At 27.2% G+C, this 14,200-nt stretch carries 11 protein-coding genes and 1 other annotated feature; of the genes, 5 read left to right on the forward strand and 6 right to left on the reverse strand.

Translation table 11 applies throughout. The features are described 5' to 3' along the window. Nucleotides 1-42: 42 nt before the first annotated feature. Both AC4FQV_RS08045 and trpS read right to left on the reverse strand, forming a co-directional pair. Complete coding sequence (locus AC4FQV_RS08045) at nucleotides 43-558, reverse strand: hypothetical protein (RefSeq protein ID WP_491165287.1); 516 nt, start codon at nucleotides 556-558, stop codon at nucleotides 43-45. Between the two features lie 142 nt (nucleotides 559-700). Next, nucleotides 701-1,699: a tryptophan--tRNA ligase gene (gene trpS, locus AC4FQV_RS08050; RefSeq protein ID WP_491137909.1), complete on the reverse strand. Its 999-nt coding sequence runs from the start codon at nucleotides 1,697-1,699 to the stop codon at nucleotides 701-703. Nucleotides 1,700-1,802: 103 nt separating this feature from the next. Next, nucleotides 1,803-2,015, reverse strand: a binding site (T-box leader). Between the two features lie 356 nt (nucleotides 2,016-2,371). Between trpS and brnQ the strand changes: the two genes are divergently transcribed. Then, nucleotides 2,372-3,646 (forward strand): branched-chain amino acid transport system II carrier protein, encoded by a 1,275-nt coding sequence (gene brnQ / locus AC4FQV_RS08055; RefSeq protein WP_491137908.1) that lies wholly within the window; start codon nucleotides 2,372-2,374, stop codon nucleotides 3,644-3,646. A 76-nt stretch (nucleotides 3,647-3,722) separates the two neighbouring features. On the opposite strand, the gene yidA is transcribed toward brnQ, so the two are convergent. Beyond that, entirely contained in the window at nucleotides 3,723-4,523 is an 801-nt protein-coding gene (gene yidA, locus AC4FQV_RS08060; protein WP_491165288.1) for a sugar-phosphatase, read from the reverse strand. A gap of 344 nt (nucleotides 4,524-4,867) precedes the next feature. Here yidA and AC4FQV_RS08065 point away from each other — a divergent pair, with 344 nt between their 5' ends. The 3 genes from AC4FQV_RS08065 to AC4FQV_RS08075 all read left to right on the forward strand — a co-directional run bounded on the left by AC4FQV_RS08065 (nucleotide 4,868) and on the right by AC4FQV_RS08075 (nucleotide 10,823). Beyond that, on the forward strand, nucleotides 4,868-5,473 hold the full coding sequence (locus AC4FQV_RS08065) for an AAA family ATPase (protein ID WP_491137906.1): 606 nt from the start codon (nucleotides 4,868-4,870) through the stop codon (nucleotides 5,471-5,473). Between the two features lie 201 nt (nucleotides 5,474-5,674). Continuing rightward, the gene (locus AC4FQV_RS08070) at nucleotides 5,675-7,270 is read left to right on the forward strand and encodes a peptide chain release factor 3 (RefSeq protein WP_491137905.1); all 1,596 of its coding nucleotides are present in this window, start codon (nucleotides 5,675-5,677) and stop codon (nucleotides 7,268-7,270) included. 220 nt (nucleotides 7,271-7,490) lie between these two features. Continuing rightward, complete coding sequence (locus AC4FQV_RS08075; protein WP_491137904.1) at nucleotides 7,491-10,823, forward strand: efflux RND transporter permease subunit; 3,333 nt, start codon at nucleotides 7,491-7,493, stop codon at nucleotides 10,821-10,823. A 48-nt stretch (nucleotides 10,824-10,871) separates the two neighbouring features. Here AC4FQV_RS08075 and AC4FQV_RS08080 read toward each other — a convergent pair whose 3' ends face one another. Then, nucleotides 10,872-11,708, reverse strand: a complete 837-nt coding sequence (locus AC4FQV_RS08080; RefSeq protein ID WP_491137903.1) for a Cof-type HAD-IIB family hydrolase — start codon at nucleotides 11,706-11,708, stop codon at nucleotides 10,872-10,874. Nucleotides 11,709-11,988: 280 nt separating this feature from the next. Here AC4FQV_RS08080 and AC4FQV_RS08085 point away from each other — a divergent pair, with 280 nt between their 5' ends. Then, nucleotides 11,989-12,183 carry a hypothetical protein gene (locus tag AC4FQV_RS08085; protein WP_491137902.1) on the forward strand — a complete coding sequence of 65 codons (195 nt, stop codon included), beginning with the start codon at nucleotides 11,989-11,991 and terminating at the stop codon, nucleotides 12,181-12,183. A gap of 50 nt (nucleotides 12,184-12,233) precedes the next feature. Here AC4FQV_RS08085 and AC4FQV_RS08090 read toward each other — a convergent pair whose 3' ends face one another. Together AC4FQV_RS08090 and AC4FQV_RS08095 are read right to left on the reverse strand one after the other, a co-directional pair. Then, complete coding sequence (locus tag AC4FQV_RS08090; protein ID WP_491165301.1) at nucleotides 12,234-13,535, reverse strand: M18 family aminopeptidase; 1,302 nt, start codon at nucleotides 13,533-13,535, stop codon at nucleotides 12,234-12,236. 108 nt (nucleotides 13,536-13,643) lie between these two features. Further along, nucleotides 13,644-14,200 (reverse strand): SH3 domain-containing protein (locus AC4FQV_RS08095; protein WP_491165289.1); only part of this gene is annotated, 557 nt, incomplete at its 5' end.

Below are 14,200 nucleotides of genomic sequence, written 5' to 3' on the forward strand. Positions count from 1 at the left end.
TACTGCTTAATGAAAAATAAATATAATAAAAATTTTATTTACTTAAACAACTCTTATCTTTCCTTTTATTATTTTTACAATCTTATTCATCTCGTATTTATCTCTTCCCTTTAATTTATATTCCCTTCCATCATTTAAAAATAAACTCATTAAATAAACATAATTATTAGAAGTATTGTTTATATCTATATTCTTAATTTCTTTAAAATTTATTTTTTCTTCTTTATTAAGAAAAATACAAATATAATCCTCTCCTAAAATAATAGTATCCTTTAAACTTTCCTTTGTTGTATATATAAAAACTATAATGTAAAAAATAACCATCAATTCTCCCCAAACTATAGAGGAATAACTTTCAAAACTCATAGTTAAAGATTCAAATATAATGCTAATAGAAAAAATTATTAGTATTACTTTAGATATTTTATTATAAGATGATAAATAGAATATCTTAGAATCATTTTTCTTTTTTTCTAAGTTAAGTTCTTTTAATTTATTTCTTCTATAAATAATTAATATTATTAATATTAAAATAAATACAATAAATCTAACAACCATATTTTCTCTTTTTATACCACCAACTTAAATTAACACTTTATTAATTTTTCTTTATTATATCATTACTTGAAATTAAAGGAAATAAAACTGCAAAAAAATTCTCTCTATAATAAATTTTTATATTATAGAGAGAATTTTCACTTTATCTTGGTATTAATCCAATTTTCTTTTGCATTTTTCTTAAAGTTTTTCTTGCTAAATAGTTTGCTTTTTCTGCTCCTGATTTATATATCTCCTCTAAAGCTTTTTTATCTTCTAATAAAGCCTTAGCTCTTTTTTGTATAGGTTCTAATTCATCAATTATAGCCTTAGCAACATCTTCCTTAAATTCAGCATATCCTTTTCCTTCATAAAATTTCACAACTTCATCAGGTGTATATCCCTTTATTGCACAAAGAATGTTTATTAAATTTTTAACTCCTGGTTGTTCGTCAGTATAATTTACAACTCCAATACTATCTGTAACTGCTCTTGCAATTTTCTTTCTTATAACATTTGGTTCATCCATCATTAAAATAAAACTATTTTGATTTGAATCTGATTTTGACATTTTCTTAAGAGGGTCTTGTAAGTTCATTATCTTTGCCCCCTCTTTTGGAATGTATCCTTCTGGTATAGTAAAGGTTTCACTATATGTGTTATTAAATCTAGTTGCAATATCTCTAGCAAGCTCTAAATGTTGCATTTGGTCTTTTCCAACTGGAACTAAATCTGTGTTATATAAAAGTATATCAGCAGCCATTAGCACAGGATATACAAATAATCCAGCACCAATTGAATCTCCCATTTTTTTAGATTTATCTTTATATTGAGTCATTCTACTTAACTCACCCATATAAGAATTACAAGTTAAAAGCCAAGCAGCTTCTGAGTGTGCTGGAACATGAGATTGTATAAATAAAGTATTCTTCTCTGTATCAATTCCAGCTGCTATATATATAGCTAAAACTTCTAAAGTTCTTCTTCTTAAATCCTTTGGTAATTGTTTTACTGTTATAGCATGTAAATCAACAACGCAAAAATAGCAATCATACTCCTCTTGTAATTTAGTCCAATTCTTTATAGCCCCTAAATAATTTCCTAAAGTTAAATCTCCTGAAGGTTGTATTCCACTAAAAATAATTTTTTTCTTTTCTTCCATATCTTATTTGATGTTAAAAAACATCAAATCTTCACCTCCTATAATTAATTTATCTATTATACTTAAATAATTTTTAAAATAAAAAAGTCCTATAAGTAAAAACTTATAGGACGAATATATCGCGGTACCACCTATTATTACAGAAAACTTTTCTGTATCTCTTTCTTGTAACGTAAGAATACGGTTTAGAATACTAAATTTCCTCTAAACATCTCAAAGATCCATTCAATTTAAACATAACTACCATACTCACAGCAAAATGTATGACTCTCTTAAAGCCTGTTTTAAATTTACTACTTCTTTTCACAGAAATTTTATATTAAACTTTAATGCTATTTTAACATTTTTTATTTTTTAGTCAAGATTATTTTACCTTCATATATATTATATACAAAGTTTTTGAATTTTTATACTTATCATTAATTAACAATAATTTAATATTTACACCATTTTTTTATTAAATTATCAATTTTATATTTCTATGGCTTTATATATAAAATATTTTTATTGATTTTTCTTAACATTATGATAATATAGTATTATAACTTTTAAATGGAATATTAAAAACATTATATAAAAAACTAAAATCAAATTATATAGTTTTTTGAATAATTCAGAAATTATTTAAATTTAATTATAATTTGATTAGAAAAGAAAGATGGGGTGTATATTATGAATCACAAAAGATCAGATTTTTTAGTAATCGGCTTTGCGCTATTCTCGATGTTTCTAGGAGCAGGTAACCTAATCTTCCCTCCTTTATTAGGAAGAAATTTAGGAGCTGATTATTATTTAGGAATTATAGGTTTTATTGTAACTGGAGTTGGAGTTCCTTTACTAGGAATTTTATCTTCAATAAGAGTTAACGGTAAATTTGAATTATTTGGAGATAAAGTTGGGAAAAAGTTCTCATTAATATATTCAATAGCATTATTTATACTTATAGGACCATTATTAGCTATTCCTAGAACAGCAGCTACTACTTTTGAGTTAGCTTTTGCTCCTAACTTTGAAAATATAAACTACTTTGTAATAATAGTTGTTTATTTCTTAGTAAACTTAATATTTGTTTTAAAACCTTCAAAGGTGATAGATGTATTAGGTAAATTTTTAACACCAGTTTTATTAGCTATATTATTCTTCTTAATTGCTAAAGGTGTTATTAGCCCAATATCTTCTTTAACAAATTCTTATACTCCTGATGCTTTTTCAACTTCTTTACTTGAAGGATATCAAACTATGGATGCTATTGCAGCTGTAATATTCTCTTCAATAATATTAGGTTCTATAAAAGCTAAAGGATATAAGGGTAAAGATAGCTTTAAGTTACTTATTAAAGCTGCAATTATTGCAATAGGTGGATTAGCTATAATATATGGTGGATTAATATTCCTAGGTGCACATACAGGTGATTTAGCCTTAGATTTATCAAATTCCCAATTATTACTTTTCATAGCTGAAAGTATCTTAGGACATGCCGGGGCTATTTTAATAGGCGTTTCTATGGCTTTAGCTTGTTTAACAACTTCTATAGGCTTACTTTCTGCTGGTGGAAGTTTCTTTGAAAGAGTTTCAAATGGAAAATTAAAATATAAATTCAATGTTTTATTAATGACTGTAATAAGTATATTAGTTGCTAGTATAGGATTAGATAAAATAATATCCTTATCAGCAACTTTACTTGGAATAATATATCCTGTAACAATAGTTCTTATACTATTAAACTTATTCCATAAAAAAATCAAAAACCCTCTAGTACATAAGTTAACTGTATATGTTACATTAGTTGTTAGCATATTAATAACTTTAGGTAACTACATACCTGGCCTAGAGAGTATAGTATCAATTTTACCACTTTACTCTAAAGGTTTTGGTTGGGTTTTACCAGCATTAATAGCCTTTATAATACCAAGCTTTATTCCATCAAAGGAAACTGCTACAAACTAATATAAATAATAAAAGGATATTTATCAAAGTTTTTTGATAAATATCCTTTTTAAAGTTATTCTATAATAAACTTATTTTATAAAACAAATTTTTCAAATACAAAAGCTACTCCATCTTCTTCATTGCTTTTTGTAATAAAATCAGCCTTTTCTTTTACCTCTTCAAAGGCATTTCCCATAGCAACTCCAAGGCCTGCATACTCTATCATATGTAAGTCGTTTCCAGCATCTCCTATTGCTATAACTTCTTCTCTTTTAATACCTAAATTTTCAACTAAAGACTTAACTCCCTCTCCTTTATTACAAGTTTTACTTAAAAACTCTAAAAAGTATGGTGCACTTCTTACTACTGTATATTTCTCATATAAATCTTTAGGCAATTTTTTTATAGCTTCCTCTAAAATTTCTGGCTCATCTATCATCATTATTTTTATAATTTCTTCATCGTCCTTAATTTCATCATAATTAACTTCATGAATATCAATTTCATTTATACTGCCTTCTAATTCTGTATATTTATTTATCTTTGGAGTTATACAACCAAAATTAGAAAAAGCATGAATATTAACTCCAACTTCTTTACTAATTTCATATAAATGTTTTAAATCAGCACCAGTTAAGGTATCTCTACATATTATTTTATTAGGTCCTATTTCCTTTACTATAGCACCATTAAATGTTAATACATACTCATCTTCATGACATAAATCTAATTCTTTTAAATATTTCTTAACTCCATCTACAGGTCTACCTGTTGCTAAAACTACTTTTACATCTTTTTCTCTAGCTTTTTTTATTGCTTCTTTAGTTTTTTCAGATATGTTCTTATCTTTATTTAATAAAGTACCATCCATATCTATAGCTACTAACTTATACATTGATTCACCTCTTAATTATTTTTTTCATATTCTCGTAAGTTGTTTACAATTTTTTGACATATAATCATGTTTTATTTATTATTAATACACTATTTTTGCATATACACATTTAAGATTATATCATATGATTATTTTTTTTAAAATTATTTAAAAAAACAAAGATTTTTTATTTATTTTACAAAAAATATATTAATTTTTTGTAAATAACCAAAAGTTTTTAAATCATTGAAATGCTTTCCCTATGTTGATATAATGAATTTTGTCACTTAATTATTATTTAATAAGAACTAATTAAATAAACTAACTTAAATTATTAAAATATATAAGTTTAATGGGGGTTTAACATGCCAGTTAGAATTGCAATACTTGGTGGACCACGCTGTGGAAAAACCACTTTAATACAACAACTTTACGTTGAATTTAAAATAAGAGGATTAAATGTTGGTGCTGCAACTGAATATAGTACAGAATATCTTAAAGAAAAAGGTATGATAGAAACTATTTCTGAGCAATATGGTATATACTTAGGTCAACTTCGTTTAGAGGAATCTTTAAATCAATTTGATTATGCTTTAACAGATTATGCAACCTTTGTTCCGTACATATATGGAAGATTCATGTTAGGTGATAAAAAAAGAACTACTAAAGAGATTGAAATCTTAAAAGACCTTTATCACTTAGCCTTAAAAGATCTTCAAAAATACGACTATATCTTCTTTGTTCCTAGAGAATTTGGATACACTCAAGATGGAGTTAGATGGCAAGATGAATCAACAGCAACTGCCGTTGATAATGCACTAAAACAATTTTTAGATAGTGAAAATGTTAAATACAAAACTATTGAAGGTTCTACAAAGGATAGAGCTAAAGAAATTCTTTCTATAATTGGATTATCTAACAAAGAATCCATACCAGCTATAAAGGAATTAAAGAAGAAAAATGCTAATTAAATAAAAGTAGGTCATATTAAAAATATGACCTACTTTTCATTTTAAAGTATTTATTAATTTGATAAGTATTTTATGATATAATAATCTAGGCTATTTAAGAGATAAAAGAATTATTTTCTTAATCTTTCATATTTTATATACATTAATGAAGGAAAATAGTTAATATTTTAATATACATAAAAAATTAAGGAGGAAATTATATTGAGCGATTTAATTAAGGAAATAGAGAGAAGAAGAACCTTTGCAATAATTTCTCACCCAGATGCTGGTAAAACTACTCTTACAGAAAAATTCTTACTTTATGGAGGAGCTATTAGAATGGCTGGTTCTGTAAAGGCTAGAAAAGCTGCAACTCATGCAGTATCTGACTGGATGGAAATAGAAAAGCAAAGAGGTATCTCAGTTACTTCATCTGTTATGCAATTTAATTACGGTGGATATTGTATAAACATACTAGATACTCCAGGACACCAAGATTTCTCTGAAGATACTTATAGAACATTAATGGCTGCCGATTCAGCTGTTATGGTTATTGATGGTGCTAAAGGGGTTGAGGACCAAACAAGAAAGCTATTCCAAGTTGCTTCTCTTAGAGAAATACCTATATTTACTTTTGTAAATAAAATGGATAGAGAAACTAAAGATCCATTCCAACTTTTAGAAGATATTGAAAATGAACTTGGAATTAAATCTTATCCTATGAATTGGCCAATAGGTTGTGGAAATAACTTTAAAGGAGTTTATGATAGAGCTACAAATACAATACATTTATTTGACGGTGGAAATCATGGACAAAGTGAAGTTACAACTATAACTGGTGAATTAGAAGACCCTAAGTTTAAGGAGCTTCTTGGAGAAGATTTACATAATAAATTAATGGAAGATGTGGAATTATTAGATATTGCTGGAGATGAATTTGACTTAGAAAAAGTTAGAAAAGGTGAATTAACTCCTGTATTCTTTGGTTCAGCTCTTACAAACTTTGGTGTTGAACCATTTTTAAATGATTTCTTAAAATTAACTACCTCTCCACTTCCAAGAAATTCTTCAATAGGGGAAATAGACCCAATTAAAGAACCATTCTCAGCTTTTGTATTTAAAATACAAGCTAACATGAATAAAGCTCATAGAGATAGACTTGCTTTTATGAGAATATGTTCAGGTAAATTTGAAAAAGGAAAAGATGTTTTCCATGTTCAAGGTGGTAAAAAGGTTAAACTTTCTCAGCCTCAACAGTTCTTAGCACAGGATAGAGAAGTTGTAGAAGAAGCTTATGCTGGAGATATAATAGGTGTCTTTGACCCTGGTATATTCTCAATAGGAGATACTTTATGCCTAAGCCCTAAAAAATTCAAATTTGAAGGTATCCCTACCTTTGCACCAGAACACTTTGCTAGAGTTAAACCTGTAGATACTATGAAAAGAAAGCAATTTATAAAGGGAGTTACTCAAATAGCTCAAGAAGGGGCTATTCAGGTATTTAAAGAATTGCATATAGGTATGGAAGAAATCATAGTAGGTGTTGTTGGTGTTCTTCAATTTGAAGTTTTAGAATATAGATTAAAAAATGAATATAATGTTGATATAAAAATGGAAAGACTTCCATTTAGATATGTTAGATGGATTGAAAATGAAAATATAGATGTAGATTCTTTAAATTTAACTTCTGATACTAAAAAGGTAAAAGACCTTAAAGATAGAAATCTACTTATATTCCAAAATGATTGGGGTATTTCTTGGGCTATAGACCATAACCCTGGAATAGTTCTTTCAGGTATTGGTAAATCTGACGACTAATAGCTTATTTTAAAGGAAACACATGATTTTAAGAAAATTCTTAATAAATCATGTGTTTTTTTCTATTTTGCAAATCATAATTTAGTTTATATTTAAACTAAATTTATGCTATGATAAAATTATAGTCAATTAATTATTAAAACTTAAATACCCTTTTTAAAAACTAAACTTTCATTAAATACTTCATACTTAAAGTTAGAACTAAGAAAGAGGGAAATTTATGAAAAGTAATATATTAAAAAATATTAAGATTAATAAACCGCTTAGCTTTTTTATTTTAATCATTTGGTGTATTCTCATAGGATTTTTACTTCTTACCTCTCCTTCTCTTTCTAAATTAGTTAGTGAAAAAGGAGGAATTCAACTTCCTAATGATTATTCATCAAAAATATCTGAAATTTTAGAATCGGATAATAAGTTTAATAATAAAGATAGTTATATTGCGGTATTCCATTCTGATAATAAGCTTACAGAGGAGAATTTAAAAGATATAAAAGATACAATTTCTAGATTAAAATCTAATGAAAAAATAGACTATGTCGAAAGTATAAATGATAGTTTTGATACTCCTCAATTAAAAAATCAACTTAACTCAGAAAATGGGAAAACCATAATGGCATTAATGACTGTAAACCCTAAAAATGCTTCTGTAAGCCATATAGAAAAAGTTTTGAATGAAGAGTTAAAAACTCCTGGAGTTGAAACCTATGTTACAGGTCAAAGTCTTATTGAAAATGATGTAAATGTAGCTGCTCAAAAAGGATTAAATAAAACTCAAACAATAACTGTAATATTTATATTTATAGTTCTTATTTTACTATTTAAATCTTTAGTAACTCCCTTCATTCCCCTACTTACAGTTGGCATAAGCTATTTAGGAGCACAATCTGTAGTTGCTATTTTAGCATCTAAATTTAACTTTCCACTTTCAAACTACACTCAGATATTTATGATATGTATAATGTTTGGTATTGGAACTGATTACTCTATACTACTACTAAATAGATTCAAAGAAGAATTAGCTAATGGTAGTAATAGATTAGATGCTGTAAAAACCACATTTAAAACTGCTGGTAAAACTGTTTTATCTAGTGCTACCCCAGTATTTGTTGTTTTTGCCTCCTTAAACTTTATTGGATTTAACTTATACAGAAGTGCTGTTGCTGTTGCAATTGGCATATTATTTTTAATTGCAGCCTTATTTACTATATTCCCTGCTGTTATGATTATTTTAGGGAAAAATATTTTTTGGCCTGTAAAGGGAAGCTTTAAGGCAGAAGAAAATAAACTTTGGGCTAAACTTGCAGGTAAAGCATTTAATAAACCTGTTCCTATTTTAACAGGTATATTTGTAATACTTATACTTCCTATAATGTTTAATAATTTTCATCAATCCTTTAATAACTTAAATGAGATAGGAGATACATACCCTGCTAAAAAAGGATTTAACATAATAGCTAATGACTATGGTATAGGACAAGCTTCTCCTGTATCAATATACATAGAAAATGATGATGATATGAAAAAACCAGAGTATGTAGCACTTATAGAAAAATTATCTAATGATTTACAAAATTCTAGTGATGATATAAAATCTGTTTTAAGTGTTACAAGACCTACAGGAGTTCGTATTGATGAAATTTATGTAAATGATCAAGCTAGTGAGGTTTCAAAAGGTATAAACAAAGCAAATAATGGATTAAACAAAATTACTGAAGGATTAAATGAAGCTGACAAAAAAATAAATTCTTCTAAGGGTAAGTTAAAAGAAGCTGAAGAAGGTACTTCTAAACTTCAAGAAGGAACTGAAAAAACAGAAAATGGTGTAAATGAACTACAAAACGCCCTTAATGAGCTTGTAGAAAGTATTCGTGAAGAACATAATGGAGCTACCGAACTTAAAAATGCAATAGATGGTGCTTTAGATAAAGTTAGTGCTTTAAAATTAAGCAAAACACAACTTGAAGAAGATTATAACACCATAGTTGATGCTGCTAATGATGTTCTTAATAATCTAAATAAGATAAATTCCTTATCAGGAGACCCAAGTTCTGTTAATGTAGATACTAGTAAAATTAAGGAATCTATTTCCTCATTGAATAATCATTTAAATAATTATTCAAAAACTCATCCAGAAATTTTACAGGATGAAAACTTCAAAAAATTCTCTAAAGAACTTAAAGACTTAGATGATAACTCTAATAACTTACAAGGAACCTTTAATAATGGAGATGAAATTAAAGCAATTAATGAAAGTATAGGCGCTTTAAAAATCTTAATAAATACTTTAAACAGTAAAAAAGATACTGTCATAAATGACTTAGAAAAATTCAATTCTGGAATATCAGAAATTGAAAATGGATTAAATTCTTTAGATAATGGTCTTTCAAAATCTTTACAAGGTGGAGAAGAAATTTTATCTAAAGTTCCTGAAATATCAAATGCTTTAAATCAAATTTCTAATGGTCAATCAAAAATTCAAGATGGATTTAAAGAGTTTTCAGGACAAATAAACGAGCTATCTGATGGGCTTGAAGCAGGTTCTAAAGGATTAAGTGAAATTGAAAATGGATTAAAGTATGCAAATGGCTTTATAAATGATTGGGCAAACTTATCTTATAATGTATCTGGTGTTTGTGTACCTATTGAAGTTTTCAGTAATGATGAATTTAAAAAATCCTTAAACCAATATATGAGTTCTGATGGAAAATTATCAGTTATAAACGTAATTACTAAAAATAATCCTTACTCTAATGAAGCAGTTTCTGAGATTCCTGAATTTCAAAACCTTATTAAGGATAGTTTAAAAGGAACAAAATTAGAAAATGCTAATATAGGTATTGGAGGAATGGCTAGTACAACTTATGAAACTAAAAAAATGGCAGATTCAGATTATAACAAGGCTTTAATCTTTGTAATAATTGGAGTATTCATTACTCTAATTATAATATTAAGGTCCTTAACTATGCCAATATATTTAATGGTATCCTTACTTTTAACTTACTTTACTTCAATAAGTATAATACAGTTTGTAGTTACTAAAATAATGGGATATCCAGGAATATCATGGATAACATCATTTTTTGGTTTTGTTGTCTTAATGGCCTTAGGAATAGATTACTCAATATTTATAATGACTAGATTTAACCAAGACCTTAAGGGTTCTATAAAAGAACGTATAATAAGAACAATGAAAAGCATGGGTGGTGTAATTATATCTGCTGTAATTATATTAAGTGGTACCTTTGCAGCCTTACTTCCATCTGGTGTTTTATCATTAATAGAAATTTCCTTAGTTGTTTTAACAGGAATACTTCTATATGTTGTATTTGTTCTTCCATTATTTATACCAGCTATGGTTAAAATCTTTGGAAAAGCAAATTGGTGGCCATTTAAACCAGCTATATCAAAGGATGCAACTCCTTCAGATGATTCTACAGTTACTACTGTAGTTACAACAGTAGTAACCACAACTACAACAACTACAACAACTAAAAATGGCACTTCAACAGTAACAAAGGAAGAATCTAAAACTACAACTAAGAAAGAATAAAATAAAAATAGGCTAATAAAGTTTTATTAGCCTATTTTTATTTATAAATTATAATATGAACCTTTCTATTACCTTTGCTACTCCATCATTTTCATTAGTATCTGTTATATAATCTGCAACTTCTTTTATAGATTCTTCTGCATTTCCCATAGCAACTCCAAGCCCTGCAACTTCTATCATACTAAGGTCATTTTCACTATCACCAATGCAAATAACCTCTTCTCTTTTTATATTTAATTTATTTGCTAGAAACTCTACAGCTCTCCCTTTAGAAGTTCCCTTATTCATAACTTCAAAATTACTTCTTGATGAACTTACAACATATAAATCATCAAAAGTTTTTAATTCTTCCTTAGCTTTAAAAAGATTTTCAACTTTGCTTTTATCATTTTCTATGCATATAGCTTTAAGTATATGATTTTTATAAATTTTAAAAGCTTCTTTAAAATCTATATTTTCTATAAACTTTACCTTTTCCTCTGAACTACTAACTCTTTCATTCATAATTTTATATCCATGCTCCTTTGGAACATCCTTCTCACATATAACTGTATCTGCTGTATTAAAATACACCATGCTAATATCATATTTTTTAATAATATCATATATATTATTTAATTGTTTTAAAGATAAAACAGATTCATAAATTATTTTATCCTCATCTTTTTCCTTTATAAAAGCTCCATTACAAGAAATTATTGGAGTTTTTACTCCTATAAGCTTTGCATAATACTTAGCTGAAGCAAATAATCTTCCTGTAGTTATAGCTACTTTAACGCCTCTTTCAGTAGCTTTTTTTATAGCCTTCTTATTTCTTTCACTAATCTCATGATTATTATTTAGTAATGTTCCATCCATATCTATACATATTAATTTATATAACACAGCTAACTCCCTTCAACTTTTTAATATATAATTTTATTCTTTCCCTATTATCCTAAAATATAGCACTTATTTTTTCAACATTATAAAAACCTATAAATAAAAAAACATATTTACCAATATTTTTTTTAATTTATTCTAATAAGTAAAATTATTTTGGAGAAAATAATTTTAAGCTAAAATATTTATAAAATAAATTCTTTAGCTAAAACCTTACTTATTAAATTTACCCTCTATTTTTAAGTAATATCATAAAAGTTTAATTTTGAAAGGAGAATTTAAAATGAGTAAAAAATACCCTCCAAAAGATAGAGACTTTTATAGTCCTGAAGGACATGATTTAGTTTCTTATTCTAAAACTGGTAAAACTCATACTAAACTACCAAACCCAGTAGAAGATGATATTGTTTGTAATAATATATCTTATAGTGAATTTGACTATATTGAAGGAGATATGTTAGAAGACGATACTATTTAAAAAAAGGAGATGGAAAACCATCTCCTTTTAAAATACAATATTATATTTTCTTATATGTTAAAAAATTCTATGAAAGATTTTATACAATCTAAATGGTCTTTAGTTGCACCTAATTCTCTTATAGAGTGCATTGCAAGAATTGGAGTTCCCATATCAACAGACCTTATTGGTAAATGAGTTGAAGATATAGGTCCTATAGTTGAACCACCCCTCATATCTGATCTATTAACAAACTTTTGCACATTTACACCTGCATTTTTGCATATCATTTCATAAACTGCTGCTGAATCACTATCACTTGTATAACTTTGAGAAGCCGCAATTTTTATTACAGGACCCTTTCCTAAAACTGGTCTAACTATAGGGTCATGTTTTTCTCCTAAGTTAGGATGAATAGCATGAGCTAAATCTGCTGAAATCATAAAAGACTCAGATAAAGCTCTAAAGAAATCTTCTCTTCCATTTCCTAAAGCTAAAACTATTCTTTCTAAAACAGTTTTTAAGAAATCAGAATCTCCTCCCTGCTTAGTAGAACTTCCAACTTCTTCATTATCAAAACAAACCATAACATTAGTAGCTTTTGATACCTTTGATTCCATTAATGCTTTAATACCAGCATGAACCATAGATAAATCATCTAATCTTCCTGAAGAAATAAATTCCTCATTTAATCCAATTAAAGAACCCTTTTCATATTCATATGGATATAATTCAAAATCAAGAATTTCTTCCTTTTTACAACAAAGCTCTTTACATAAAAGTTCAATTAAATAATTTCCCTTTTCTAATTTTTCATTAACAAGTGATAATAATGGCAGAGTATCCTTTTGTTTATTTATTTTGTATCCCTCATTAACTTCTCTATTCATATGAATAGCTAAATTTGGAATTATCAAAATTGGTTTATTTATATTCACTAATCTATTATCTGGCTTTAAAGGATTTTCACTTCTTAATGTTACTCTTCCTGCTAAAGCTAGTGGTCTATCAAACCAAGTACTTAATATTGGTCCTCCATAGACCTCTGTATTTAACTTAATATAAGTATTTTCAACAACAATCTCTGGATTAGGTTTTATTTTAAAACCTGGTGAATCAGTATGGGCTCCTATTATTTTAAAACCACTCTCTGCAATATCTCCAACTCCAACTACAAAAGCAATTAAAGCTGAATCATTTTTAGTTACAAAGTATTTTCCTTCAAGCTCTATATTCCATCTATCATTTTCTTTTAACTCTTTAAAGCCTTCAAACTCTAAGGTGTCCTTTACGTTTTTTACTGCTTGAAAAGCAGTAGGACTTTCATACAGAAAATTAATTAATTCATTTGCAATAACCTTTTCCATGTGTATCTCACCTTTCTTTACAAAATAGACACTTTTTAATTATACTTTACCACAAAATTCATAATTAACAAAATCTTAAGGTTATAACAAATCTTTTATTCTTAAGGATTAATTCTATAATACCTTTACATACTGTTTTGCCACGTAACCTACTTTTCCATTAACCTTTACTTCGTACCATACATCTACTTCTTTTATAATTTCAACCTTTTCATTATTTCTTAAAGTTCCTATTATTCCATAGTTGCTTCCTGGTCCTTTTCTAAGGTTTAATGCACTTTTTACTTGTACTATTCCCTTTTTACTTTCTGTTGGTTTTTCTTCTTCTACTGGTTTATTATTATTTTCTTCTTCTAAAACTTTTACATATTGTTTTGCTACATAGCCTACTTTTCCATTAACCTTTACTTCGTACCATCCATCTACTTCTTTTATGATTTCAACCTTTTCATTATTCTTTAAGCTTCCTATTATTTCATAGTTGCTTCCTGGTCCTTTTCTAAGGTTTAATTCACTTTTTACTTGTACTATTCCCTTTTTACTTTCTGTTGGTTTTTCTTCTTCTACTGGTGGTTTATTATTATTTTCTTCTTCTAAAACTTTTACATATTGTTTTGCTACATAGCCTACTTTTCCATTAACCTTTACTTCGTACCATCCATCTACTTCTT

It is taken from the genome of Clostridium sp. TJA038 (genome assembly GCF_058310255.1).

Bases quoted from the DNA above. Each gene is read 5' to 3' on its own strand.
- AC4FQV_RS08045 (WP_491165287.1), bottom strand. From the start codon at position 558: ATGGTTGTTAGATTTATTGTATTTATTTTAATATTAATAATATTAATT.
- trpS (WP_491137909.1), bottom strand. From the start codon at position 1,699: ATGGAAGAAAAGAAAAAAATTATTTTTAGTGGAATACAACCTTCAGGA.
- brnQ (WP_491137908.1), top strand. From the start codon at position 2,372: ATGAATCACAAAAGATCAGATTTTTTAGTAATCGGCTTTGCGCTATTC.
- yidA (WP_491165288.1), bottom strand. From the start codon at position 4,523: ATGTATAAGTTAGTAGCTATAGATATGGATGGTACTTTATTAAATAAA.
- AC4FQV_RS08065 (WP_491137906.1), top strand. From the start codon at position 4,868: ATGCCAGTTAGAATTGCAATACTTGGTGGACCACGCTGTGGAAAAACC.
- AC4FQV_RS08075 (WP_491137904.1), top strand. From the start codon at position 7,491: ATGAAAAGTAATATATTAAAAAATATTAAGATTAATAAACCGCTTAGC.
- AC4FQV_RS08085 (WP_491137902.1), top strand. From the start codon at position 11,989: ATGAGTAAAAAATACCCTCCAAAAGATAGAGACTTTTATAGTCCTGAA.